This is a genomic window from Arachnia propionica (assembly GCF_003932785.1).
In the GTDB taxonomy this organism is placed as follows: Bacteria; Actinomycetota; Actinomycetes; order Propionibacteriales; family Propionibacteriaceae; genus Arachnia; species Arachnia propionica_B.
In genome coordinates, this window is the sequence record NZ_RQYT01000015.1 from 1 (window position 1) to 26,017 (window position 26,017).

19 protein-coding genes and 2 tRNA genes are annotated in these 26,017 nt (G+C 68.9%); 14 read left to right on the forward strand and 7 right to left on the reverse strand.

Going from position 1 to position 26,017, the window contains the following annotated elements:
• Nucleotides 1–1,478 (forward strand): hypothetical protein (locus EII35_RS15890; protein WP_185744231.1); only part of this gene is annotated, 1,478 nt, incomplete at its 5' end.
• 6 nt (nt 1,479–1,484) lie between these two features.
• Here the strand turns inward: EII35_RS15890 and EII35_RS07800 are convergent.
• Complete coding sequence (locus tag EII35_RS07800; RefSeq protein WP_125227905.1) at nt 1,485–3,728, reverse strand: FAD-dependent oxidoreductase; 2,244 nt, start codon at nt 3,726–3,728, stop codon at nt 1,485–1,487.
• Nucleotides 3,729–3,964: 236 nt separating this feature from the next.
• Between EII35_RS07800 and EII35_RS07805 the strand changes: the two genes are divergently transcribed.
• The 7 genes from EII35_RS07805 to EII35_RS07835 all read left to right on the forward strand — a co-directional run bounded on the left by EII35_RS07805 (nt 3,965) and on the right by EII35_RS07835 (nt 9,208).
• Entirely contained in the window at nt 3,965–4,183 is a 219-nt protein-coding gene (locus EII35_RS07805; protein ID WP_125227906.1) for a CsbD family protein, read from the forward strand.
• A gap of 73 nt (nt 4,184–4,256) precedes the next feature.
• Nucleotides 4,257–5,084 carry an ABC transporter ATP-binding protein gene (locus tag EII35_RS07810; RefSeq protein ID WP_125227907.1) on the forward strand — a complete coding sequence of 276 codons (828 nt, stop codon included), beginning with the start codon at nt 4,257–4,259 and terminating at the stop codon, nt 5,082–5,084.
• Nucleotides 5,075–5,722, forward strand: a complete 648-nt coding sequence (locus tag EII35_RS07815; RefSeq protein WP_260465063.1) for an ABC transporter permease — start codon at nt 5,075–5,077, stop codon at nt 5,720–5,722. The genes EII35_RS07810 and EII35_RS07815 overlap by 10 nt, the downstream gene beginning before the upstream one ends.
• On the forward strand, nt 5,719–6,402 hold the full coding sequence (locus EII35_RS07820; RefSeq protein WP_125227908.1) for an ABC transporter permease subunit: 684 nt from the start codon (nt 5,719–5,721) through the stop codon (nt 6,400–6,402). The genes EII35_RS07815 and EII35_RS07820 overlap by 4 nt, the downstream gene beginning before the upstream one ends.
• Nucleotides 6,399–7,295 carry an ABC transporter substrate-binding protein gene (locus EII35_RS07825; protein WP_125227909.1) on the forward strand — a complete coding sequence of 299 codons (897 nt, stop codon included), beginning with the start codon at nt 6,399–6,401 and terminating at the stop codon, nt 7,293–7,295. Before EII35_RS07820 ends, EII35_RS07825 begins: the two co-directional genes overlap by 4 nt.
• Before the next feature lie 153 nt (nt 7,296–7,448).
• Complete coding sequence (locus tag EII35_RS07830; RefSeq protein WP_125227910.1) at nt 7,449–8,612, forward strand: LLM class flavin-dependent oxidoreductase; 1,164 nt, start codon at nt 7,449–7,451, stop codon at nt 8,610–8,612.
• A complete protein-coding gene (locus EII35_RS07835; protein ID WP_125227911.1) occupies nt 8,609–9,208 on the forward strand; it encodes a CE1759 family FMN reductase in 600 nt (199 codons plus the stop codon). Before EII35_RS07830 ends, EII35_RS07835 begins: the two co-directional genes overlap by 4 nt.
• Before the next feature lie 5 nt (nt 9,209–9,213).
• Here EII35_RS07835 and EII35_RS07840 read toward each other — a convergent pair.
• Nucleotides 9,214–9,289 (reverse strand) — tRNA-Arg (locus tag EII35_RS07840).
• Between the two features lie 93 nt (nt 9,290–9,382).
• Here EII35_RS07840 and EII35_RS07845 point away from each other — a divergent pair.
• Both EII35_RS07845 and EII35_RS07850 read left to right on the forward strand, forming a co-directional pair.
• Nucleotides 9,383–9,664: a DUF2249 domain-containing protein gene (locus tag EII35_RS07845; RefSeq protein WP_125227912.1), complete on the forward strand. Its 282-nt coding sequence runs from the start codon at nt 9,383–9,385 to the stop codon at nt 9,662–9,664.
• Nucleotides 9,665–9,680: 16 nt separating this feature from the next.
• Nucleotides 9,681–12,299, forward strand: coding sequence for a multicopper oxidase domain-containing protein (locus EII35_RS07850; protein WP_125227913.1), 2,619 nt, complete (start codon nt 9,681–9,683; stop codon nt 12,297–12,299).
• On the opposite strand, the gene EII35_RS07855 is transcribed toward EII35_RS07850, so the two are convergent.
• A complete protein-coding gene (locus EII35_RS07855) occupies nt 12,296–13,696 on the reverse strand; it encodes an SH3 domain-containing protein (RefSeq protein ID WP_125227914.1) in 1,401 nt (466 codons plus the stop codon). The two genes, EII35_RS07850 and EII35_RS07855, sit on opposite strands and share 4 nt — an antisense overlap.
• A gap of 391 nt (nt 13,697–14,087) precedes the next feature.
• On the opposite strand from EII35_RS07855, the gene EII35_RS07860 reads away from it, so the two are divergent.
• Both EII35_RS07860 and EII35_RS07865 read left to right on the forward strand, forming a co-directional pair.
• Nucleotides 14,088–15,533, forward strand: coding sequence for a patatin-like phospholipase family protein (locus tag EII35_RS07860; protein WP_125227915.1), 1,446 nt, complete (start codon nt 14,088–14,090; stop codon nt 15,531–15,533).
• Between the two features lie 289 nt (nt 15,534–15,822).
• Complete coding sequence (locus EII35_RS07865) at nt 15,823–17,490, forward strand: amylosucrase (protein WP_260465068.1); 1,668 nt, start codon at nt 15,823–15,825, stop codon at nt 17,488–17,490.
• Nucleotides 17,491–17,526: 36 nt separating this feature from the next.
• Here EII35_RS07865 and EII35_RS07870 read toward each other — a convergent pair.
• Nucleotides 17,527–17,599: transfer RNA gene (locus EII35_RS07870), tRNA-Lys, on the reverse strand.
• A 37-nt stretch (nt 17,600–17,636) separates the two neighbouring features.
• Between EII35_RS07870 and EII35_RS07875 the strand changes: the two genes are divergently transcribed.
• Together EII35_RS07875 and EII35_RS07880 are read left to right on the forward strand one after the other, a co-directional pair.
• Complete coding sequence (locus EII35_RS07875; RefSeq protein ID WP_125227917.1) at nt 17,637–18,224, forward strand: hypothetical protein; 588 nt, start codon at nt 17,637–17,639, stop codon at nt 18,222–18,224.
• Nucleotides 18,225–18,638: 414 nt separating this feature from the next.
• On the forward strand, nt 18,639–19,553 hold the full coding sequence (locus tag EII35_RS07880; RefSeq protein WP_260465064.1) for a cation diffusion facilitator family transporter: 915 nt from the start codon (nt 18,639–18,641) through the stop codon (nt 19,551–19,553).
• Here EII35_RS07880 and EII35_RS07885 read toward each other — a convergent pair.
• The 3 genes from EII35_RS07885 to EII35_RS07895 are packed head-to-tail and all read right to left on the reverse strand — an operon-like array spanning nt 19,543 to nt 26,002.
• A complete protein-coding gene (locus EII35_RS07885; RefSeq protein WP_125227918.1) occupies nt 19,543–20,421 on the reverse strand; it encodes a pyruvate, water dikinase regulatory protein in 879 nt (292 codons plus the stop codon). The genes EII35_RS07880 and EII35_RS07885 overlap by 11 nt on opposite strands.
• Before the next feature lie 45 nt (nt 20,422–20,466).
• Complete coding sequence (murJ, locus tag EII35_RS07890; RefSeq protein WP_125227919.1) at nt 20,467–24,114, reverse strand: murein biosynthesis integral membrane protein MurJ; 3,648 nt, start codon at nt 24,112–24,114, stop codon at nt 20,467–20,469.
• Nucleotides 24,104–26,002 carry a DUF6049 family protein gene (locus EII35_RS07895; RefSeq protein ID WP_260465069.1) on the reverse strand — a complete coding sequence of 633 codons (1,899 nt, stop codon included), beginning with the start codon at nt 26,000–26,002 and terminating at the stop codon, nt 24,104–24,106. The genes murJ and EII35_RS07895 overlap by 11 nt, the downstream gene beginning before the upstream one ends.
• Nucleotides 26,003–26,017: the final 15 nt, after the last annotated feature.

Genomic DNA, 26,017 nt, shown 5'->3' on the forward strand with positions numbered 1-26,017 from the left:
TGGTGAAACTGTTGGAGCCGCTGCCGGACGCGGCCGAGGTGCTGGCTCAAGGACTGACCCATGAGCACGTGGATGTGCAGCGGGCGGTGGTTGCGTCCCTGAAGCGCCTGGGGCGTGAGGACCTGGCCGATGCCGGCGGGCTGTCCCCGGTCGTCGCTGCAGAGATCGGCGTGGAAATGAACCCGACCGAAACCCGGCAGGCCACTGCGGTGGTGGACCGTCCGGCCCGGCCCGTGGTGCCCTTCACCGATGAGGACGCCCTGGAGCGGGTAGCCGCCCTGGTGGAGGACGGAGGCGACCCCGTCGAACTGGAGCTGGCGCTGGCATGGTTCGCCGGGACCGAGAGTCCCGGGGAGAGGCTCGCCCCGCTCAGGAAGCGAGTCAAGGGCGCGCTGACGCCGCTCCTGCAGGCGGCCTTCAACCTGCCGCCTGAGGTGGGCGCTGAACCGTGGCCCTTCGGGGAGGTCCCGGCCGTGCCGTCCTCGGTGGCACAGGCACTGTGGCACCAGCGAATTGCGGAGGTCGCGGCGGTCGTCGCCGGGAAGGAACCCCGACGGCCGTTGCTGGCGACTCCTTCGGATTCCCACGGCTTCGTCGAGGGCAGCGCCTTCCTCGACCGACTGTCGCAGGCTCGGGCCAGCCTCGGTGACGGTGTGGACCTGCGGCTCCGATGCCCGGGCGATCTGGTGCAGGCGGGGTTCAGGCTGACCGAGCCGGATCGCCTCCGGGCAGAACAGGTCCTCGGATTCTCGTTGCCCGGCCCCTCGTCACGGCTCAACGTGGTGTGGGTCGGGAAGGAGAGTGACGAGAGGAAGCCGAACGGGGAACCCGAGGTCACCTGGTGGCGGGCACGAATGAGCTGCGAGCCGGAGCCGACCGAACCCCATCCCGTCGAAGGGTGGAATCACCTCAACGGGGACGTGCTGCCCTTCGCCCTCGTCGATCCGAGCAGCACCGCCTATCTCGTCGCCGCGACGATCGAGACCGCCATGTTCGGTGTGACGGACTTCCCGTCGCAGGTTCCCCGAGCGTTGAGGTTCCTCCGGGAGCAGAACGGTCGCTGGGCACCCGAGACCGCACAACTGCTCGCCCTTGCCATGTCCGCCCAGCGGGCGGAGACCCGCACGCTGGCCGCGGAACTGCTCGCAGAGAGCATCCCCGGGCGCCTCGGTGCGGCTGAGACCGCCGAGGGGATGGCAGCGACGGTGATGTTGTGCAAGGTCAACCGTTGGGCCTCATCCCTGTCGGATGCGGCCAGCATCAACGCGGGATCGGTGATCGACCTGCTGACCGCCCTGCTGCCCAGGTTGGATCCGGGACTGCGTGGCATCGGCGGGCTCATGCAGCTGTTGCTGGACGAGCAGCTGCGTGTGGGGCGTCTCACCGAGGATGAGACCCTGCGGGAGTGGCTGGCGGGGTTCACGGGTTCCTCGGCTGCCGCACGCTGTGCCAAGGCCCTGCTGGCCGCCGTCCCCTGACCCGGGTCAGTAGGGCTCGGTGAACAGTCGATCAGCTCCCCGCTGGTGGAGCAGCCTCGTGGCGTCCTCGATCATGCCCGGCGACCCGCACAGGTACACGTCCGTCGTCTCCCAGTCGAGGTCCAGCTTCGTCAACTCCGTGGTCACCCTGCCGTGCCTGGCCCCGGGCACGGCCTCGCGGCTGATGCAGCGGATGGTGGAGGGAAGGGGATCGACGAGCATCGTCGTGAGATCCTCCTGGGCCGTCCGGCACCCGAACAGCAGCAGGTCCTCGTCCCTCATGCCATCGGCGAACATCGGCAGGAACGGGGCCAGCCCCGTCCCCGTCGCCACGAACAGTCGGCGTCTCCGTGACCGCGCCGCGACGAACCGGCCCAGCGGTAGCTCCACCCGCGTCGTCGTCCCCGGCGTCGCGGCACGGACGAAACGCGACCCGGCGCCGCCCGAGGCGGTGCTGATGAGCAGCCTCAGCCTTCCCTCCCGGAGTGAGACGATCGAGTAGTCGCGCCACTCGTGGTCCCCGACCAGCAGTCGCGCGAACTGCCCGGCCTGCCATGGCCCCACCTCGCCCTCCAGCGCCAGGGTGAGTTCCCTCACGGTCGGGGTCAGGTCCAGGACCTCGACGACGGTGGCGACGTACCTGTCCTCGGGCAGGGGGGTGTCCCTCAGGTTCGCGACGCGTCCCTCCCGCACCGCCTTCATGATCGTGGGGTAGCCGCGGGGCCCCAGCACCTGGCCCGCCGCGGCGGCGCCGCCCATGAGGGCGCCGACCACGCCGAGGCTCATCGTGTCCTGGCCCGACAGGAACAGACCGCGGATCGGGGTGGCCGGCCCCAGACGCCGGGCCCGCAGCCGAGCGGGCGTTGCGGGAATCCCGAAGAAGGCGCCCCGCGGGTGGGCCGTGTAGTGCTCCGCCGTCAGAGGAGTGGACACCTCCACGTGATCCACCAGGTCCCGGAAACCCGGCAGGACCCGTTCCGCGAGATCCAGCAGCCCATCGGCGATGCGCTGCTTCAGGGCGTCGTAGTCCGCGCCGCGGTTGCCCTTCGCGGCGTCCTGCCACTGCCTGAAGGCGGAGAACGGAGCGCTCGTGACGATCTCCGCGGTGTGGACCGCCTGGCCGGCCTTCACCGACGGGAAGGAGATGAACCCCTCCGTGGCCCTGCCCTCGAGGAGATTGCGGGTGTGGGTGGCCTCGTCGTCGTGGTGGTAGTCGCCGAACACCCGGATGCTCGACCCGTCCACCCCGATCGACGCCGGGTCCTCCCGGAACCGGACATAGGCGACCACGGCCGAGTCGCCCACTCCCAGCTGTTCGATCTGGGTACGTGTCGGTTTCAGCAGGTTGCCGATCGCCCCCTTCGTCGGGAGCAGCTGGGTGAACGTCGTCCTGGCCCCGATGCCGGAGACCACCACAGGGGCCCGGTACACCACCTCCGGTTCCCCGGGTTGCCGCAGGTCCCGGGCCCGCACCCCGACGGCACGTCCCTCGTCCAGGAGGATCTCCAGGACCTCCTGCCCGACGCGCACCTGGCCGCCCGCAGCCTCGATCCCCGCCTCGAAGGTTCGGGCGATCCGGGCGCTGCCCCCGGCCGGGAACCACGCGCCCTTGAGGTAGTGCTCGAAGATCAGGGCGTGGATGGCGAACGCGCTCTTGGCCGGGGGGACCCCGTAGTCGCCCCACTGGCTCGCGAGCAACGCCCTCAGGCGGATGTCACGGACGTTGCGGTCCAGCCATTGCTGCGTCGTCATCGTCCCGAGCCGCTGGGTCAATCGCTGCACCGACCGCATTGCTGCGGCCACCGGGGCGGGCATCATCCCCTGCATGAAGCCCAACTGGATCCAGCGACGCGCCTTCGTGATGTCGGCGAACCAGCGGGAGATCGCGACCTTCTCGTCGGGAAAGAGTTCGACGAGTCGTGACCAGTACTCGTGCTCATCAGCGATCGGGCGCAGCTCGAAGTCGGGGTAGACGTACCGGTCGAACTCCTCCGGCATCCGGTTCCAGACCAGCTGCCCCCCTGACAGGTAGTCGGACAGGAGGCGTGGATCCTCACCCGGGGACATCGCCCCGACGTAGTGGACCCCGACATCCCAGGAGGCGCCACCTCGTCGGAAGGTGTGCGTCTGGCCCCCCGGTTCGGTGTGGCGTTCCAGGACCAGCACCCGCATTCCCGCGACCCCTGCCAGGAGCCCGGCGGTGGTGAGACCGCCGATCCCGGAGCCGATCACGATCACGTCGTAGGACACGGAACCTCCTTGTTCGGTCACCTGGACCGGGACGGCGTTTGGGGGCGGCGGGTATCGTTGCATCATCTGCTGAGGGCAACCTAGGAGGAATCGGCACGGGAATCAAGACCCGGGCCGGTGCCACGTGGGTCAGCAGAGTCGACATGGCCATGGAGCGGACCCGTTCCTGCGTCGGTCGGAGGCGCCCTGGCCGTCCGGGGAACCCGCACGGTAAGACATCCTTAAGGAGAAGACGTATGGGCATCGAGAACAACATCCAGGAAGGCGTCGGCAAGGCCAAGGAGGCCGTCGGCGAGGCCATCGGCAACGAGGAGCTCCGCAGGGACGGTGCTGCTGACCGTACCGAGGGTGGCCTCGGACAGATCGTCGACAAGGCCAAGGAGGGCCTGGGTGACCTCGCCTCCGGCGTTGCCGACAAGGTCGAGGAGATCAAGGACAAGTTCACCAACAAGTGAGTGAACCGACGGGGCGGTGGCCGATCCATGGCTGCCGCCCCGCTTTTCCTCCTGGCGACGAGATGGGGGCGCCATGATCCAGTTCGACAACGTCACCAAGACCTACCCTGACGGCAGCGTCGCTGTCGGGGGCATCAGCCTCCACGTACCCGAGGGCTCCACGACGGTCCTCCTCGGATCCTCCGGATCCGGCAAGACCACCCTCCTGCGCATGGTCAACGCGATGGTGCAACCCACGTCCGGACGGGTTCTCGTTGCGGGCGAGGACGTCGCGGGGCGTGATCCCGTGGCCCTGCGTAGATCCATCGGCTACGTCCTCCAGGACGGGGGACTGTTCCCGCACCGTCGCGTCATCGACAACATCGCGACCGTCCCCCTGCTCGAGGGAACCCCCAGAACCCAGGCCCATGCCCGGGCCATGGAGCTGTTGGAACTCGTCGGTCTCGACGCGGGGCTGGCCAGGCGGTTCCCCAATCAGCTGTCCGGCGGGCAGCGGCAGCGTGTCGGAGTGGCGCGTGCCCTGGCGAACCATCCTCGCCTCCTCCTCATGGATGAGCCCTTCGGTGCCCTCGACCCGCTGGTTCGGGCGGATCTGCAGCAGGAACTCATCGACCTCCAACACCGACTCGGGACCACGATCCTCTTCGTCACCCACGACGTGGAGGAGGCCTTCCTGCTCGGGGACCAGGTTGCGGTGCTGCGCCCTGGGGGGATCCTCGCCGCCATGGGGACCCCTGCTGATCTCATGCTCTCTGAGGACGACTTCGTGGCCAGGTTCGTCGGGACCGGTCAACGACGGCGACGCCTCACCACGGTGGAGCGCCACGGGCGGGTCGTGGTGATCGACGGTGACGGCCGTCCCGTCGGCACCCTCGCGCAGGAAAGCGGGTCGTGCCCTTGAGGTGGCTCTCCCAGAACTGGGGACTGACCCTCGAGCTGCTCGTCGATCACGTCCTCCTGGCGGGGGCGGCCATCCTGGCCGCCACCCTCATCGCCATCCCCTTGGGAAGGCTGGCCGCCACACGACCCCGCTCGGGGGGTGCGTTGCTTGTCGCCCTCTCCCTCATCTATGCGATTCCCTCTCTGCCGTTGCTCGTCATCGTGCCCGTCATCGTCGGGATCCCCGTCCGTTCCGGACTGAACATGGTGATCGTGCTGACCCTCTACGGGGTCGCGGTGCTCGTGGCCCAGGTGGCGGAGGCTTTCCGTGGCCTCCCCAGGGAGGTCATGCTGGCAGCCGATGCCGTCGGGGTGGGGCGGTGGCGTCGCTTCTGGGGCGTGGAGCTGCCGCTTGCGGTGCCGGTCCTGGTGGCGGGGCTCCGGGTGGTGTCAGCGTCGACGGTCTCGCTGGTCACGGTCGGTGCCCTCGTCGGGGTCCGGTCGTTGGGCTTCCTGTTCACTGACGGGTTCCAGAGACGCATCGTCGAGGAGCAGGTCGTGGGGGTCGTGGCGACGCTGCTGCTGGCACTCGTGCTCGACCTGCTGCTGGTCGGGCTGGGTCGGCTCCTCACCCCCTGGGCGAGGAGGGCGGCGGCATGAACCTCTTCATCGAGGCGTTGGCATGGCTGTTCGACCCCGCTCATCTCGGGACCATCGGCCGCCGTGTGACGGAGCATCTCCTGTTCACCCTCGCGGTGGTGGCTGCCTCCGCGATCATCGCCCTGCCGTTGGGGATCCTCATCGGTCACACGAGACGCGGTGCCGTTGCGGTGCCGTTGCTGACATCGGCGGCACGTGCGCTGCCGACGCTCGGCCTGTTGACCCTCGTCGGACTCTGGCTCGGTATCGGGGTCCAGGGTCCCTTCCTGGCACTTCTCGTCCTGGCCCTGCCGCCGATGCTCGCGGGAGCCTATGCGGGGGTCGGAGGCGCCGACCCGGTGACGGTGGACGCGGCGCGGGCCCTCGGGCTGAGTGAACGCCAGGTGCTGACCCAGGTCGAACTCCCGGCGGCGGCTCCGCTCATCGTGGAGGGGATCCGTTCGACGACATTGCAGGTCGTCGCGACGGCGACCCTCGCCGCATACAACGCGGACGTGGGGCTGGGGCGCTTCCTGTTCGCCGGACTCAAGACTCGCGACTATGCACAGATGCTCGGTGGGGCAGTGCTCGTGGTCGTGCTGGCGCTTGTGCTGGACCTGTTGCTGGTCCTGCTCAAGCGTGCAGCGATCCGCTTGGCTGATCCCAGCCGGGCGACCCGGATGAAAGGGGAAACCCGATGAGACGCAGGACCTGTCTGTTCCTCGCAGCGGCAGCCGTCACCCTCGCGGGCTGCGGCACCGCGGCCCAGCTCGAAGGGGGAGAGCAGGGCACGTCGACACTCGTCGTCGGTTCGCAGGACTACTACTCGAACGAGATCATCGCAGAGGTCTATGCCCTTGCCCTGGAGGACGGCGGCTACGAGGTGAAGCGGCAGCTCCGGATCGGACAACGGGAGGTCTATGTGCCCGATCTGCAGGCGGGCCGCATCGACGTCTTCCCCGAGTACAGCGGCAATCTGCTGCAGCACTTCGATCCCGACACCGAGGCGAGGCTCGCCGAGGACGTGACGACGGGGCTGGCGGAGGCCCTGCCGCAGGGGCTGCGGGCCCTCACGTTCGCCCCCGCCACCGATCAGGACTCCTACGTGGTGACCAAGGAGTTCGCCGAGACCCACTCCCTGACGCAGATCGGGGACCTGGCCGGGGTGCCGGGCATCATCCTCGGGGGCAACTCGGAGTTGGAGTCCAGGCCCTACGGCCCGAAGGGGCTCAAGGCCACCTATGGTGTCGAGGCCTCCTTCACCCCCATCGAGGACTCCGGGGGTGCGCTCACGGTGCGGGCGTTGCGTGACGGCCAGGTGAGCCTCGTCGACATCTACTCGGCCGACCCGGTGCTGACCGAACCCGATCTCGTGGTGCTCGAGGACCCCAAGGGGTTGTTCCTGACCTCGAATGTCGTCCCCATTGTCTCCGACAAGGTCGACGACAAGGCGGCGGCCATCCTGGACCGGGTCTCGGCGGCCCTGTCCCCGGAGGACCTGCGGGAGATGAACCAGCGATCCATCGCGGAACAGACCCCGGCGGCCACCATCGCCGCCGAGTGGTTGCGTGCCGAAGGGCTGATCGAGTCATAAGAGGGTGCGTGGTCAGGGGGACACCGGGGCGACCGCAGCGGATGCGCCTCTCCGCGCCCCTCTAAGCCCTTGTGACGCCAATATCGGAGTGTCGGGAATGAACTCAGCCCCAAAGTGGTTTACCATTCAAACAGTTTTTCAGAGGAGAACACCATGCAGTTCGGTATCTTCAGTGTTGGTGACGTGACCACCGACCCCACGACGGGGCGCACCCCCACGGAGCACGAGCGGATCAAGGCCACCGTCGAGGTCGCCAAGCTCGCCGAGGAGGTGGGTCTTGATGTGGTGGCCCTGGGGCAGCACCACAACCCGCCCTTCGTGGCGAGCTCGCCCACCACCACCCTGGCCTACATCGGCGCCCAGACGAAGAAGATCCTGCTCTCGACCGCCACCACGCTCATCACCACCACCGATCCGGTGCGCATCGCCGAGGACTACGGCACTCTTCAGCACCTCGTCGATGGCCGGATGGACCTCATGCTCGGGCGCGGCAACACCGGTCCCGTCTACCCGTGGTTCGGCAAGGACATCCGCGACGGCATCCAGCTGGCCGTGGAGAACTACGCCCTGCTGCGTCGCCTCTGGGACGAGGAGGTCGTGACCTGGGAGGGACGGTTCCGCACCCCGCTCCACGGCTTCACCACCACGCCTCAGCCCCTTGACGGCGTCTCCCCGTTCGTGTGGCACGGCTCCATCCGTAGCCCTGAGATCGCCGAGCAGGCCGCTTACTACGGCGACGGCTTCTTCTCCAATCACATCTTCTGGGGGCCCAGCCACACCCAGCGGATGGTCGAGCTCTACCGGCGCCGCTTCGCCCACTACGGACACGGCACCGAGAAGGAGGCCATCGTGGGTCTGGGCGGTCAGGTGTTCATGCGCAAGAACTCCCAGGACGCCGTCCGTGAGTTCCGGCCCTACTTCGACAACGCGCCGGTCTACGGTGGTGGCCCCTCGCTCGAGGAGTTCACCGCTCAGACCCCGCTGACCGTCGGCACCCCCGAGCAGGTCATCGAGAAGACGCTGCACTTCCGCGACTACGTCGGGGACTACCAGCGCCAGCTGTTCCTCATGGACCACGCCGGACTTCCCCTCAAGACGGTGCTGGAGCAGGTGGAACTTCTCGGCACCGAGGTCGTGCCCGTCCTCCGGCGTGAGTTCGAGGCGCTGCGCGCGCCCGGCGTCCCCGATGCCCCCACCCACGCCTCCCGCGTGGCGGCCCTGGGCGGCAAGGAGCCCGAGGAGGGACGCGCAGCCGTGGACCACTGGACGGGCACCAGGGCCGAAGAGGACAACGCGTCGGCTGCGGGGCGACTGTGACCCGCTTCGTCGTCATCCATGCCGGGCTGCGAGTGCCGTCGACCACCAAGTTGCTGGCTGACGGCTTCGCCGCCGCCCTTGCCGAGCAGGAGTCGGATGAGGTGCGAGTGATCTCGCTGCGGGATCACGCACACGCCATCGTCGACGCCATGCTCACTGGCCTCCAGACGGAGGCGCTGACGGAGGTCATCGAGGAGGTGGCGGCGGCCGAGGCCCTGGTCGTGGTCACCCCCACCTTCTCGGCCTCCTACTCCGGGCTGTTCAAGAGCTTCGTGGACATCCTCGAACCGGGCATCCTCAAGGGGCGCCCAGTCGTCCTGGCGGCCACCGGGGGAACGGCGCGACATTCGCTCATGCTGGATTTCGCGTTGCGTCCGCTGCTGTCCTATCTGGGGGCCCTGCCGGCCCGCACCGGGGTGTTCGCTGCCACCGAGGACTTCGGTGGTGCCGCAGCGCCCCAGGTGCAGCGTCGGATCCAGGAGGCCGTCTCGGAGCTGCGCTCCATGATGTCCTGCGCACCGCAACGTCAGGTCCGCGACGAGTACGACGATGTCGCCCCCTTCGAGGACCTGCTTCGTGGCCTGGGGAGGGCCTGAGGTACTGGCGACCCCGGTTGGATTCGAACCAACGACACCCGCTTTAGGAGAGCGGTGCTCTATCCCCTGAGCTACGGGGCCAACTGGGACAGCCTATCCCATTGTGGCCCCGGTGGTCGCGCCACCACGGGCGGGATCGTGTTCCGGCCGGATCCGATGTCGTAGGCTGCCCGCATGAACGAACTGCCGATCAGCGAGAAGTCGTCCTGCGGTTGCGGACACGATGCCGAGTTGCCGGAACTCGACGTACGCGCCATTCCCCATGCCATCCGGCACGCCGCCATCCACGGTGTGGTCGACTCGCTCCGGCCGGGGGCGGCCTTCATCCTCGTGGCTCCCCACAACCCGCTGCCGCTGCTGGCGGAGATCCAGCAGCGGCACGGTGAGACCATCCGGGTGACCTACCTCGAGGAGGGGCCGGAGGCCTGGCGGCTCAGGCTCGGTCACGGCCGATGATCCCGGCGGGACGCGAATGAACCCGGGCAGGGGCAGGCGTTCCGCACGGGACCACACCGTCGTCGTGTGGCTGGTCGGCGCCCTCATCGTCGCCATCGCCCATCGAGTGGTGCCGGGGTCCACATGGCTGATGGTGCACCTCGTCCTCCTCGGCGCCGTCACCCATTCGGTGTTCGTGTGGAGCCAGCACTTCACCGCGGCGTTGCTGCGGAACCGCCCCGACGAGACCCGCGCCCGGCAACAGAACCGCAGACTCACCCTCCTCGCGCTCGGGACGCTGGCGGTCCTCGTCGGGGTGCCCGCCACCTGGTGGTGGCTCGTCGTCTCCGGGGCGGTTCTGGTCTCCGTGGCCGTCCTGTGGCACGGCTGGTCGCTGTGGGGGCAGCTTCGGGTGGCACTGCCCGGCCGCTTCAGGATCGCGGTCTGGTACTACGTGTCCGCGGCGGTCCTCCTGCCCGTCGGGGCCGGGTTCGGAGCGGTGCTGGCCCTTGGCCTTGACGCCACCTGGCACTGGAGGCTGCTCGTCGCCCACACCATGACCAATCTGCTGGGGTGGATCGGCCTCACGGTGGTCGGCACCCTCATCACCTTCTGGCCGACCGTGCTCCGCACCCGCATGGACGACCGGGCCGAACCACTCGCCAAGGCCGTGCTGCCGTGGCTGATCGGGGCCGTCCTCGTGGTCGTCATCGGGGCCATGACCGGGGTCCGGGCGGTCGCCGTGGCCGGACTCGTCGGCTACCTGGCTGGACTCTGTGTCTGGGGGCGGAGCCTCGTCGCGCCGCTGCGCACCCGTCCGCCACGCGAGTTCGCCTCGGCCTCCATCCTGGCCGCGATGCTGTGGGGAGTGGCCGCCCTCGTCATCACCGGATGGGTCGTGCTCCTCACGCCCCCGGCCGGGTGGAGCGCGTCAGCGACGCTGCTGGCGACGGTGTGGGCGGGCGGATTCGCCGTGCAGCTCCTCACCGGAGCGCTGAGCTACCTGCTGCCCTCCGTGCTCGGCGGCGGTCCGCGAGTGGTCCGGGCGGGGGCGAGGTGGTTCGACAGGTGGGCCGCCTTCCGGCTCGTCGCCATCAACGGGGGACTGTTGCTGGTCCTGGCGCCCACTCCCGACGGGGTGCGGCTCCTCGCCGCTGGCTGTTGCGTCCTCGGCGCCGGGCTGTTCATCCCCCTGATGTTCGGGGGCATCCGGGCAGGCGTCGCCGAGCGTCGAGCACTGGCGGACGAGCAGGGCGCCGGGAGCCGACCGGCAACGGGAGAGACACCCCCGCGCCCCTCCGCCTTCACCATGAACGGTCTGATGGCCGGGGCCATGGCGTTGACCATCGCGGTGTCGGTGGGCATGGGACTCGGTCGCGTCACCCATGAGGACCCCGGCGGTCAGGCGGTGACCCCGACCGGGAACACCGTTCGGGTCCAGGTCAAGGCCGAGGGGATGCGCTTCGTCCCCGACTCCGTGGCCGTGACGGCCGGCGACCGGGTCATCATCGAACTGGTCAACGCCGACCCCGCCATGGTCCACGACCTGAAGCTGGCCGGGCGGACCACCCCTCGCCTCGCGGCGGGGGAGCGGGCCGAGCTGGATCTCGGGGTGGTCAGCGAGTCGACACAGGGATGGTGCACCGTCGTCGGGCATCGGCAGGCCGGGATGGTCCTCGACCTCCAGGTGGCGGGCGCGGCCCCGTCGCCCGAGGAGGAATCGCACCGTGGCGGGCACCATCACGGTCCGGCCCGGGCGGATTCGGCCCCGTTGCAGGAGGTCGTGGACCCGGTCGCCCCGCCCCTTCCCGAAGGCACCGTCCATCGCGTCGAGATGCGGGTCACGGAGGTGCCCCTGGAGGTGGCGCCCGGGGTGTGGCAGCGCCGCTGGACCTTCAATGGCAAGGCCGTCGGGCCGACGCTGCGGGGCCGGGTCGGTGACGTCTTCGAGATCACGCTCATCAACGACGGCACCATGGGGCACTCCATCGACTTCCACGCGAGCAACCTCGCGCCCGACGAACCCATGCGGACCATCGCGCCCGGCGAGAGCCTGGTCTACCGGTTCACCGCGCAACGGGCCGGGATCTGGCTCTACCACTGCGGGACACCGCCCGTCTCCTCCCACATCGCGGCGGGGATGCACGGTGCCGTCATCATCGAACCCGAGGCAGGATTCCCGGAGGTGGACCGGGAGTACGTCGTCGTGGCCTCCGAGATCCATCTCGTCGACGGTACCGGCGACAGCCCCGGAACCGCGGCTGACGTGGACGCCGCCCAGGCGCAGACCGACACCCCCGACTACTCCGTCTTCAACGGCATCGCCCACCAGTACATCCAGCGTCCGTTCGAGGCCAGGGTGGGGGAGAAGGTCCGGTTCTGGGTCCTTGCGGCGGGCCCGAACCTCAGCACCAGCTTCCACATCGTCGGGGCACAGTTCGACACGGTGTACCTCGAGGGCGCCTACCTGTTGAAGGATCGCGTCGACCCGTTCGGCAATGTCGGCGGCGGCTCGCAGGCCCTCGGCCTCGAGGCCGCCCAGGGAGGTTTCGTCGAGACGGTGTTCCCCGAGGCCGGGCACTACACCGTCGTCGACCATGCCTTCCTGGATGCCGAACGCGGAGCCATCGGCACCGTCGAGGTCACACCCTCCTAGTTGTCGTAGCAGGTGATGTGGACGTGGTCCTTGTGGTTGGCGGTGTCGCTGCCACGGCTGGACATGTTCCGCCAGCCCTCCCTGTCGCGGGTGATGTTCCAGATCTGCTGGTTCCAGATGATGTAGTGCACCCGGAACTCCTTGTGGTTGGCCTTGAAGAAGTTCGCGATCTCCTGACCCAGGGCATGGTTCCTGCGGTAGTTCGGGATCATGATGTCGACGGCGCGCCCGGCGGGATGGTCCGGGGTGACGTCACGACGCCAGCCGTACATCGTCTTGATGGCCGGAATGTTCGCCCAGACGTGACGGACGATCTTCTTGATGTTGGCGTTGGTCTGGTCCAGGCCGCTCGACCAGCCGCGGTTCAGGGTGCCGCCATCGCCCCCGGAGGAGGCGGCCGCGGGCGGGGTCGCGCTGACGTACCGGGCCGTCACCCAGCGCATGGTCCCGTTGTGCAGGATCTGGGCGCGAGCGTGCTCGACGACGCCCGTGACCTGGAGCTCGCTGCCCTTGGCGATCGTGCCCGTGTAGTCCTTGCCGGTCGAGGAGTGCCACACGTTGAGTTCGGCGGTGGCGTACTTCGTCGTGGTCGTCGGCTGCGGGGTGGGGGCCGGGGCCGGGGCTGAAACCGCTCCCACCTCGACGAGGAACTTGGCGTTGAACCAGCGGAGATTCCCCTGGTACAGGGCCTCGGCCATGCCGTTGCGGACCACGCCCGTGCAGTCGAGGATGGTGCCCTTCGGGACATCGCCCAGCGACTTGTAGTGGCGGTCCGGGGTGGTGCGGATCATCAGCGCGGTGGTGGCCCGCATCCGCTTGGTCGTCTGCGGGGCCGGTGTCGGAGCGGGGGCAGGCGCCGGGGCCGACGCGTTCTGCGTCGACAGGTACCGGGTCGCGCCCCACAGCGTCTCGCCCTGCCAGACCACCTGGGTGAAGCTGCCGCTGGTGCTTCCCGTGAGGCCGAGCCTCGTCCCCTTGCGCGCGACGGTGCGCACGGAGGAACCCAGGCTGGGACCGGTGCGGAGGTTCAGGTTGACCGTCGTGACGGCCTCGCCGGCCTGGCCCGTCCCCGTCGGCGGGGCCGGTGCGGCGTTGCCGCCGTCGCTGACCGGGGTGAGGTACTTGGCGAACACATAGGCGGTGGCTCCCCGGTACTCGACCCTGGACCAGCCGTTCTCGGTGCTGTGGACGACGATGCGCTCCCCCTTGCGCAGTCGCCCCACGCGGGCGTGTCGGGTGCTGGGGCCCTTGCGCACGTTGACGGATGTGGTGGCCTGCATGGTGGCGTTGGCCGCATCCGCTCCCGCCACGAAGGGCAGGGAGCCCACTGTCTGCATGATTCCTGCAGCCATTCCGGCCGACAGGACCACCCGTCTCGTCTGCACGATCCGATTCACGATTCCTCCGAGTAGTTGTCTCGTCCCGACGCGCCGTCTCCCCCTAGGTCTCGGAGCCCTCGGCGACGTCGACTGCTCCGGAGATTAGGAAGTTCAAATCCACTCCCACAAGCCCGTGAGGGGGCTTTTCCGGTGCCAAGGGATGGGAATCCGCGGATAATCACATTCGTGTGATTCCCGGCTGCCAAGCACGTCCAAACGGCCATGACAAGGGGTGATGTGTGTCGTCTTTATGGTTGACTCGTGTGACGATCGATCCTGAGTGGTAGCTGAGAAAGCCGAGGGCAAAACACCTCAAGTGTCACTTCAGGTTCAGGGTGTGATGGCAAAGTGAATCTCCTTCGACACAACCGCCGAATGGCCGTGGACCGCCCCTGAGTAGACTGCCCGCATGGCGAGCAGAGGCTGGTTCGGGATCCCGTTCTTCGACCGTCAGCCGGAGACCACCACCACTGCCTGCGTGCTGTCCGGTGGTGGATCACGCGCCAGTTTCCAGATCGGCGCGCTGTCCTACCTCTACGCGATGGACCCCGAGTTCACGCCGACCATCTTCGTCGGCACCTCGGCCGGCGCGATTCTCGCCTCCGGACTGGCGCAGTACGCCGACGTCGAGGGGCAGCGGGGGTTCCTCCGACGCATCGACGAGCTGTGGTCGGGCATGCGGGAATCCGAGGACATGTTCACCCCACGCCCCTGGCTTGCCCGGATCCTGGCCGAGGCGCCCGCGTGGCTGGAACTCGTCGGCCAGGCCGGGCGCCCACAGGAGACGCAACGATCATGGCTGCCCCGGCGGCGTCGTCGACCGGACCCCGTCGAGGTGGAGGAACCGTCGGACCCTGTCGCGGAGGCGCTCAGCCCCGACGTGGAACTGCGCGTCGACTTCTCCTTCAGCCTCGTGGCGCAGCTCGCAGGCAACCTCGGCCGACTACCCAAGCTCGGGGGCGACCTCGTCGCCGCGAGGGCCGGGCTCGAGCAGTCGCGCTCGATGTACCGCCCCGGCCCCGTCCTCGCCCAACTCCTCGACCCCGACACCTTTGACCCGCAGCGGGTGAGACACTCCGGGGTCGAGCTGCGGATCGCGATGGTGGCGCTCGAGACGGGGCACCTCCACTTCATGCGGCAGGACGGTGCCCTGGTCAACCGGGAGGACCAGGTCATCGACCCGGGGCCGCACAACCTCACCCGCGGTGTCCTCGCCTCCTGCTCGCTCCCCGGGGTGTTCCGGCCCGTCCCCATCGGGGCGGAGACCTACATCGACGGCGGTGCTCGGGAGAACCTGCCCGCGGAGATGGCCATGGGGCATCTCGGGGCAGGGCGGACCTACGTGGTGTCCTCCCAGTTCGACGGGGTGCCCAGGCGCGCCTCCATGGCCGACGCCGACATCTTCCAGGTCGTCATGCGGGCCACCGAGATCCTCATGGACGAGTCCGGGCGCGATGAACAGGCCTACGCCCACTCGGCGGGGGCCGTGGTCATCTCCCCCGAGGTGGACGTCCACGACCCCATGACGGTCAAACCCGGTCTGGTGGGGATCTTCCGGGACCACGGCTGGTCCCGCGCAGCGGCGGTGATCCAGGGGGCCACCCCCGACGAGTCCCAGGCGCTCAACAGGGTCACGGAGCTGCGAATGCGCGCCCACGACCTCGAGGAGGACTGGCTGGAGGATCCGGCTGACCGTCGTCGCCTGATCGAGCTCGGCAGCGCGAAACTTGAGCTGCGTGATGCGATCGCCCGCTGCCCGGAGGATCTCCTCAATCCGGGGACGATCCTCAGCTGGCGGGACTTCGAGGCCCATCCCGAGCCCCCTTTGATCGACCCGCCCTGGCTGGGACGGTAGTGCCCGCTCGCGTCATCCGTCTTGTCAGCACAGCGCCCCCGCCGGGCCCATGGGCCGGCCACCCCCTAGGGTTGAGGGCGTGGACGACATCGACGATGTGCTCGAGCTGCGTTGGGACCGCTACGGGGAGGAACTCGTCGCGGCGTTGCACCGTGTGTATCCGGAACCCGATCGCCTCGCCGCGCGGGTCCGGGGGCTCGTCCGGGACGCGCTGGAATCCCGGCCCGCAGCCCTGAGGCGCCTCGACGAGACCCGGCTGTTGCGCCCCGACTGGCTTCAGCGGCCCGGAATGGCGGGCTACGTCTGCTACACGGATCGGTTCGCCGGGACCCTCAAGGGTGTCACGGAACGTCTGGATCACCTGCAGGACCTCGGCATCACCTATCTCCACCTCATGCCGTTGCTGCAACCCCGGCAGGGTCCCAACGACGGTGGGTACGCCGTCGCCGACTACCGCGCCGTGCGCAGCGACCTCGGGACCATGGCGGACCTGGCGGGACTGGCAGCGGAACTGCGACATCGGGGCATGTCGCTGGTCGTTGACCTCGTGCTCAACCATGTCGCGAAGGAACACGAATGGGCCGAGCGGGCTCGAGCGGGGGAACAGCGCTACCGTGACTACTTCCTCATCCATCCGGACCGCACCCTTCCCGACGAGTACGAGCGCACGCTGCCCGAGGTCTTCCCGGACTTCGCGCCCGGCAACTTCACGTGGGACGACGAGGTGCAGGGATGGGTCTGGACCACCTTCAACGACTACCAGTGGGACCTCAACTGGGCCAACCCCGACGTGTTCTGCGAGTTCGTCGGGATCATCCTCAACCTCGCCAACCACGGGGTCGAGGTGCTGCGTCTCGACGCCATCGCGTTCATCTGGAAGGTGATGGGGACCGACTGCCAGAACGAACCCCAGGTCCATGACATCACCGCCGCCCTGCGTGCCGTGCTGCGGATCGCTGCCCCCGCCTGCGCCTTCAAGGCCGAGGCCATCGTCGGGCCGCGTGATCTCATCGCCTACTTCGGCGAGGGGCGGAACCACGGGAGGCTGTCCGATCTCGCCTACCACAACTCCCTCATGGCGCAGCTGTGGTCGGCCCTCGCCAGCCGTGACGTGACGTTGCTACGGCAGGCCCTCGACGGTTTCCCGCCGAAGCCCGCCAATGCCACTTGGGGCACCTATGCGCGTTGCCACGACGACATCGGCTGGGCGGTGGACGACCGCGACGCCGCCGCGGTCGGGCTCGACGGGGCGGCACACCGTCGTTTCCTCTCCGACTTCTACTCAGGTGTCTTCCCGAATTCCTTCGCGCGCGGGTTGGTGTTCCAGGCGAACCCGGCGACGGGGGATCGACGCATCTCCGGGAGCCTTGCCTCCCTCGCCGGCCTGGAACGTGCCCTGGCTGAGGGGCAGGAGCCGGAGATCGAGCTCGCCGTGCGTCGGATCAACCTGCTGCACACCGTGATCTGCGGCTTCGGTGGCATCCCGCTCATCTACATGGGGGACGAGATCGGGATGCTGAACGATCACGGCTATGCCGAAACCCCGGAGCACGCGGAGGACAACCGGTGGGTCCATCGCCCCGTCATGGACTGGGCGACGGTGGCCGAACTCGATCGGCAGCCGCACAGCCCCGCGGCGCGGATCCACGCCTGGCTGCGTCACGTGCTGGGGGTCAGGCGTCACACCCCGCACCTCCACGCCAGCGTCGAGTCCATCACCCTGGACGTCGGGGACCGACGAGTCCTGGCGCTCGGCCGCAGCCACCCCGTCGGGCCTATGATCCAGCTGTACAACCTCTCGGAGGAGCGCGTGACCCTGCCGATGCAGGTGCTGCGTGACCGGTTCGGTCGCAGCGCGCGGGAGCTGCTCGACGACGTGGACTGGGACCTCGGCCCTGAGAACCTCGAACTCCCGCCCTACGCGGTGAAGTGGTTCATCCAAGGTCGGGACCTCTGAGCGTCCGGGTCCGGAGGCGTGGCTGAGGCGCAGCAGTGCCCCCAGCGGGGCTCGAACCCGCGACCCGAGGATTAAAAGTCCACTGCTCTGCCAGCTGAGCTATAGGGGCGTTGGAATTGTAGTACGGGTCGGGGCAATCTTGAAGGGTGGGTGACTGGATCGGACTCGTGGTGGCGCTGGCAGTGGGGGTGCCGCTTCTCCTCGCGGCGGTGTGGGGTGACGTGCGGCGACGCCGTCGCAGCGAGGGCCCCGTGGAGGACGCCGGGGTCGGCTACCTCACGGCCTCCGAGATTGCCGCCATGCCCGCCCCGCCCGCCGCGGCACGACACGACGTCGAGGCGGGGACCCTCCTGCCGTTGGGACACGCTGACCCCGGGTTCGCCGACGCCGACGGGAGGGTCGAGTTCTCCGACGCCCGGATCCTCATGATCCGGGGCGCCGGCCTGACGATGCGGGAACTCATGGTGCCCCTGTCGCGCCACCAGCCGCTGGTGATCGTCGCCGAGGAACTCGACCCCGAACTCGTCGACACCCTCGTCGCGAATCGCCGGGCCCTGCACCTGCTCGTCGTGGCCGTGGTCACCCCCGGCGACGCAGGCATCGCGGAACTCACGGGGGCCGAGCCCCTCGACGTGTCGGACCTCAAGGCCGGCTACGTGCCTGAGGAGGCCCTCGGCCGCGCCGCCACCTGGGTCAGCGACGCGGAGACGACGAGGATCGTCCCCGCTGAATGAGGGATCGCGCCGCCCCCGGGCGTGTTCGGGGAGCCCGTGTAGGACGACACGAAGAGTTCTCCAGAAGAGCCTCATCCGTCACAGCCCCGGCATGCCGGGGCTGTTGTGCCTTCGTGGGTGCATCGCCATGGTCACGAATCGCCGTGCTGCTTCCATGGCACCGTTGACATCGCGATCTCACCGAAGCAAAGCGGCGATTCGTGACCACCTCGTCCTTCAGTCACCCCGTCCAGCGGGCCTCCCGCTCCCCCCGTCGGCCTCCTCACCGTGCTGATTCGCCTGCCTTGGGTCGGAAACGCCTGCCTTCTTTCACTTCGCCTGCCGAACAAGACGGGCGAGCCGCCGACAAGGCAGGCGAACCACACCCAAGGCAGGCGAGTTGCCACCTGGGGCGTCAGGCGCAACGATGGCTCGGTGACCCAGGAGAAGCACCAGGACCTGAGCCGATACGGGTGGATCGCCGTCGGCGCCGCCCTCGCCACCATCCTGCTCAAGGCAGGGGCCTGGCTCGTCACCGGGTCCGTCGGCCTCCTCGCGGATGCCGCCGAGTCCGTGGTCAACCTCGTCGCCGCCATCGTGGCTCTCATCGCCCTGAAGATCGCCGCCAAACCCGCCGACCACAACCACCACTTCGGGCACACCAAGGCCGAGTACTTCTCCGCGGGGGCGGAGGGGCTCATGATCTTCATCGCCGCCGCCTCCATCATCGTCTTCGCGGTGCAGCGGTTGCTGTCCCCCCAGCCCCTGGAACAGGTCGGTGTCGGTCTCGCGATCTCCGTCGTCGCCTCCGTCATCAACGGGGCGGTCGCGCTGCTGCTGCTCCGTGCCGGGGAACGGCACAACTCCATCACCCTGCGGGCCGACGGCAAGCACCTCATGACCGACGTCCACACCTCCGCGGGCGTCCTCGTCGGCATCGGCCTGGTGTGGCTGACCAAGTGGGACTGGCTCGACCCCGTCGTGGCGATCGCCGTCGGCATCAACATCCTGTTCACCGGCTACAACCTGGTCAAGGAGTCCACGGCCGGGCTCATGGACATCGCGCTGCCCGAGGCCGACAACGAGCGGCTCCGGGCCATCCTGCGTTCCCACACCCGGGAGGGCATCGACTTCCACCACCTGCGGACCAGGGAATCAGGGGCGCGTCAGTTCATGGAGTTTCACCTGCTCGTTCCGGGGGAGTGGAGTGTCAAACGCGGCCACGACTTCCTCGAGGACCTCGTCGACGAGATCGTCCTGGAGTTCCCGCGCATGAGCGTCACGGGACACCTGGAGCCCGTCGAGGACCCCCGCAGCTACGAGGACGGGGTGGAGCCGTTCACGGGGTGATCCGCAGCTGCCCCGCCGGACGGCGGAGCTGTGCCCCGGCCTTCCGGGCGCGCTCATCGACGATGTCGATGATCCGGGCAGCCGCCTCCTCCAGCGCCAGACCGGTCGTGTCGATGATCGGTGCGGACAGCCGACGCTGGATCTTGCCCACCTCGTCCAGCTCGTCGTAGATCTTCACCAGATCGGCGTAGCCGTCCCGCGTCCCGAACCCGCCGAGACCCTGGACCCGCCGGGAGCGGATCTGCAGCAACCGCTCCGCGTCGATGGTGAGACCGACGATCCGCCACCGGTCGATGCCGAACAACTCCTGGGGCGGTGTGATTCCCGGAACCAGCGGCACGTTGACCGTCTTGTAGCCGAGGTACCCCAGATAGATCGACAACGGGGTCTTCCCCGACCGTGACGCGCCGATGAGGCAGATGTCGCACTCCCTGAGCGCGGCGGGCATGGCGCCGTCGTCGTTGCGGATCGCGAACTCCATCGCGGAGATCCGGACGAAGTAGTCCGCCTCGACCCCCACCGGACGCATCGGCACCTCATCCGCGGTGTGACCGGAGATCCGCTCCAGCGCGCCCAGCGCATCCCCCATGAGATCGGTGTAGGGCAGCCCGAGATCCTCGCAGGCGTTGATGACGAGACTGCGCAGCTCCGCGTTGACCAGGGTGAAGAAGACGGCGATCGGCCGGTCGGAACGTTCCTTCAGCGTGGTGAGGGCCTTCACCATCGCCTCCATCCGACCCAACCGCGGATGGCGGATGATCTCGAAGTGGGCATCCGGGAACTGGGCCCGTGCGGCCCGGGCCAGCCGCACCGCCGTCTCGCCCGTCGAATCAGCCAGGACGTGGATCTCCAGATCGCCTTTGGTCATGGCCCAACGCTACAGGGAAGCAGCCACCGGGGAGGGGCGGGGACCTCATCCCTGCGTGATGACCACCTCGTTGATCGTGGAACGGAACCGTCCCTCCTGGACCTGCGGCAGCTTCGTCAGGTACACCAGCAGGTACCGTGCCTTGACCGGCTGCTCCGGGGTGAGGGTGGCCTCGGTGGGGGCGTCGGCGAGCTTCGCGACGACCTCCCACTGGTCCTGCCGATCCATGGGGGCCTTGGCGGCGCCCGCCTGCTTCGGCACCCTGAGCTCAACGTCCTGGCCCGCGTCGGCGAACAGCAGCTGCACGGAGGCCACGGGTGCCTCCACCCCGAGATCCAGCACCAGCCCGACGCCGGGCTTCTCGCCGCCCATGTCGGGGCGGTTCCGGTACCTGGCCGTCGACCAGCCCGTGCCGGGATCCCCGTCGAGAACCAGCGGGGCGTCCTCGGGATTCTCGTCCCCGGAGCCGTTGTCGGCCGTGGGATCGAACGACGTGGCGCTGATCCGCAGCTCGACCGGTGCGGGTGGAGCCTCCGTCGCATCGCTCGTGGCGTCGCCGGTGGTCGTCGACGCCGCCGGCGGGACGGCCGCCTCCTTGGGTTTCTGGTTGAGCGCCGCGATCACCAGGCAGATGATGAGGGTGCACAGGGAGAGCACCAGCACCGTCAGGACCAGCGGACGGCCGGTCCGGGAGTTCGGCGACTCCCCGTGCTCCTGGTCGGTGTGGCGTGACCGTGGTGTCTGGGGGGCGGCCGGCGGTGGCGGCGGTACCTTCACCGCCTGCTGCACCGAGGTGGGGCGCTCCGCCTCCGGGTCGGCGACGGGATCCGGGATCGGCTCCAGGGCCGGCCTCGGGCGGGGGTGCCCCTCCGGGTTCTGCCGGGCCAGACGGACCCGGGCCTCCAGATTCGAGGAGGCGTCCGCGCCACCCAGCACCTCGTCGAGGCGGGCCGCCAGCTGGGACGTCGTGGTGATCCGTGGGTCCGAGACCGCCCCCCTCAACGTCAACGTGGCCGAACAGATGCGGTCCAGGGCGGGGGAGACCCCCGACGTCACGGTGTGCGCAGGAGCGGTCTCGCCCGCGATGATCGGGGCCGCCGGCAGTCCCCAGGCCGAGGCCCCGGGCCAGTGCCGCACGAGCATCGCGTACAGCAGGCTCGCGAGCCCGCGCACGTCGTTGGCCTCGCGGTCCCCCCAACTCGTCGTCCGGCCGGCGTTGATGCCTGCCTCCACCCCGAAGCCCACCAGCTTCACGGCGCCCAGCGTGGTGATGACCACGTTGTCGGGGTTCAACTGCTCATGGAACAGGCCCTGTGCGTGCAGCGAGGTGAGCGCGTCCGCGAGTTCCCGCACGACCCAAGCCGCCTCGACCGTGCTGAACGAACCGAAACGCAGCAGGTCGGTCAGCGAGGCCCCCTTCGCGTACTCGCACACCACGTAGCCGCCGAGACCCCGGATGTCGTCGTCGACGCTCACCGCGTCGAGGACCCTGAGGAACCGTGAATCCGTGGCGGTCGCACCCTTCCGGGCGGACTGCAGCAGCCCCTCGATGTGAGGGCTGTCGGCCGGGATGACATGGGCGACGACGTCCCGGGAGAGGACCATGTCGTGGGCACGCCACGTCTCCACGCCACTGCGCACCGCGAGGATCTCCTCGATCCGGAAACGGGTGGAGAGCAGATCGCCCGGCTGGAGCAACGAGTCGACCCCCTGGGAGGCCTCCGGGCGCGCCTGCCAGACGACGCTGGGCTCCGTTGGCTCGTCGACGACGGCAGGCAGCACCGTCGTGTCCGTCGAATCCTCCATCTCGATCCGCTGTGAGATCGGGGGCAGGACCGGCTCCTCCGCCTGCCTCCGGTGATGGTTCGGCATCCGGGCCATGTCCCACCCGTTGTAGCCGCCGTCGGCGATGATCGTGTGGATGCTCGTCGGCATCATGTCGTCGACGAGGGCTGCCGCCGTGGCGGGTTCCAGGGCGATGGTGGGGCGCAGCGACTCCGAGTCCTCCTCCGCGACCCCCGGATCCGCCGCGGGTCGGCGTCCGCCCAGCCGGTTCCGCACGAGATCCGTCATGCTGCGCAGCTCGCGCACCTTGAGGAGCTTTCCGACGGTGGCGTAGATGGCGCCGAGGAAACCGCCCCCCACGAGCATCGCGAGCAGGGGACCGAGGACGCTGCCGGACAGCGCCCCCATGATCCAGTCGGCGAGGAACCACGCCACCACCGAGCCGAGGGCGGCCCCGAGCGACAGCCGAGCGATGTGCAGCAGCAGATCCCGCCCGTTGAGGCCCGGCACGTGCTGCCGCAGCTTCCGCCAGCTCAGCTGCACCCCCACGAAATAGGACACCGAGTACGCCAGGGCCAGCGCCGCGGCCGTCCACAGCGGGTTTCCCACGAGATGGACCAGAGCCAGGGCAGCCACGGCATTGACGGCCGCGATGATGCACTGCAACAGGAACGGGGTGCGGGTGTCCTCCAGGGCGTAGAAGGTGCGCAGGCACACGAACTGGACGGTGAACGGGATGAGACCCACCGCGAATGCCATGAGCGTCCAGGCGATGAGCACCGCGTCACGGGACCCCTGCCCGTGGCCGAACAGCAGCACCGACATCGGGCCGGACAAGGCGATGAAGGCGAACGAGGCGGGGACCAGGGCGATCAGGGCCAGCCGCAGGGTCTTCCGGGCCTCCTGGGCGACCCCGTCGAGATCCCCGGCCGCCGCCAGCCGTGACGCGTTCGGCAGCATGGCGGTCGCGAGGGAGACGGTGATGAGGGAGTGGGGGAGGATCCACATCAGGTGGGCGTTGGCGTAGACGCTCGAGCCGCCGCCCGCCCCCGTCGCCGTCGCCGAGGTCGCCAGCCGGTTCACGAGGATGAGCACCAGCTGGTTGACCGCGACGAAACCGAGGGTCCACTTCGCCAGGTGGAACGTGTGGCCGAGGCCGACCCCCCGGAGGTCGAAGCGGGGACGGAAACGGAAACCGACCTTCTTGATGAAGGGGACGAGAACCAGTGTCTGGATCACGATGCCGACCGTCGAGCCGAGCCCGAGCAGCAGGATCTGGGGCTGCGTGAACGGGCCCCCGTGATCCCCGGCGTTGCCCCACACCACGAGGTAGATCCCCAGCACCATGAGCGAGACGACGTTGTTCGCGATCGGCGCCCACATCATCGGCCCGAACTGGTCCCGTGCGTTGAGGACCTGGCCGAACAGGAAGAACACCCCGTAGAAGAAGATCTGCGGCAGGGTGCAGTAGGCGAGCGCCACCATCGAGGCGTACTGGTCGGTCAGCTCGGGGGCCCGCCAGGCCGAATCGGAGTAGAACGACGTCACGACGGGGGCCGCCAGGGTCATGAGGGCGGCCACCGCGCCGATGACCAGCATGAAGGCCGTGATGACCCGGTTCGTGTACGCCTCGCCCCCGTCCTCGTCATGACGGATGGCGCGCACCATCTGCGGCACGAGCACCGTGTTGAGGGCGCCACCGGCGAACAGGATGTACAGGGCGTTGGGGATGGTGGTGGCGATCGAGAGGATGTCCGCCTGGCGGGTGCCGTTGCCGAGGATGAAGGCGATGAGCATCACGCGGATGATGCCGAGGGCGCGCGAGACGAGGGTGCCGGCCGCCATGAGGACGCTCGCGGACAGAAGCTTCCGCGTGCTGCTGACCCCGCCCTTGTTGCTACTGCTCACGACTCTCCCTGGCCTGTTCCTTCTGCACCGTTCTGATCCGCAGCAGGGTGCCTCCCAGCACCACTGCACCGGAGACAATGATGATGATCCAGCCGACGCGCCCGAAACCCGTTGCCGTGACCTCCACAGGGATGACAGGTCCGAACCTGGTGCCGCTGGGGGTGGACAGCTGGGCGGACACGGTGACCACCCCGTTCGCCTTCGCCACGGGGGCGATGCTCACCGTCTGCTGCTCGCCCGGGGCGATCGTGACGACCTCCGTCGCGGGGATGTAGATCCTCGTCGGGGAGTTGCTGGTGAACTCGACCCGCAACCGCACCGGTTCCTGCAGCGGGTTGCTGACCGTCATCGGGAAGACGTTGCGATCGGAACCCATGACGAACTGGCTGGCGGAGGTGAGCCGGATCTGCGCCGCGTCGACATCCCCGCTGGGATGGGCCGAGATGAACTCCAGTGCCTCCTTCTCCGAGTCGAAGTCCGCGCTGTTGGCCAGGGCGGCCCGGGTGGCGTTGAGACCGGTCCGGTCCGTCCCCGTCAGTTCCTCCAGCAGCTGGGACTCGCTGAACAGCTCCTGGGAACGGGTCAGCAGGGAACGCCACGGCGTTGCCGAGGCGGGATCCACCTCGAAGTGGGCGGCCTCCCTCGGAACCGGCAGCGCCACCGGGGTCTCGGCGTCGGGGATGAGTGGGAGCCGGGTCAGTTCCGACGCGCTGCGTGCCAGGTGGACACGGGTGTTGCCGCGCAGGATCTCGTCGGCGAGGCGACGCTGGGTCACCTGGACGGGGGATGTGGTGGAGCCGGGGCCGATGCCCGGGCGGCCGAGTGGATCCACCAGCAGCCCCGATGTTGAGGAGCCACCGATCGTGCCGCTGGAGACGAGGTTGTCACCGAGGACCCAGCGGTAGCCGGAGCGGGCCAGGATGAGGGCGAGATCCTCGTTCGCGTGGTTCCCCAGATCCGCGGCGAGCGGCAGGGAGGCGAGCTGCGCCATCTCGGAGGCCTGCAGCGCCGTCTCCGACCAACCGAGGGCCGTCTCGAACTCACTGAGCGAGCCCGTTGCGTGAAGGCGAGGCAGGTCGGGGTTGCCGAACGGCAGCCGTATCACCCGGCCCTGGGAGACGAGGCTCCGGACCCGTTCGAGGAAACGCCCGGCCAGTGGGTTCCCCGGCTCCTCCGCGCCCGCCACCTCGTGATCCGAGGCCAGGACGGTCAGTTCGGCGAGGAGGGCCGGATCCACCAGTAGCAAGCGGTGGGGCTCCTCCGCGGCGGACAGGAGGGCGTCGAGATCCCCCTCGATCCTTTGCGCCAGGGAGTGGTCCACGAAGTTCCTCTCCCCGAACAGGGTGGGGCGATGGGTCAGCTTCACCACGCTCGCCACGGGGAGCTTCGCAGTGGTGGCGGGGGCGAGGATCCGGCCCCGGCCGACGGTGGTGCGCCCCCGGTTCTCGCGCGTCGCCCGGACGTGGACTCCCAGCAGGTACACCGCGTCATCCTGGTCCAGGGTGAGATCCCCGATGGTCGCGCTGACCTGGAAGGTCGTCGACTCGCCGGGGGCGAGGGCCTCGACGAACATGACGTTCGCCTCGTTCAGCAGCCGCCTGCCCAGGGGATTCTCCGGCGAGGATGCCAGGGCGGTGTCGAGGTCGTCGAGCGAGACGAGGGGCTCGGTGTCCCGCCAGAAGTGGATGGTGAGGTCCGTCAGGGTGTCGGAGGTCGTGTTCCGAACCGTGCCGGTCAGGGTGACCACCTGATCGGGCTGGTCGAGCCGGAGCAGGCTGGGCGCGAAGGAATCGAAGTTCACCTCCACACTCCCGTCAGCCCGCGCCGGGGAAAGGCCGAGGGACAGCGCCGCCATCACCAGCAGCACGCAGAACACCAGCCTTCTCATCACCCGACCATCGTA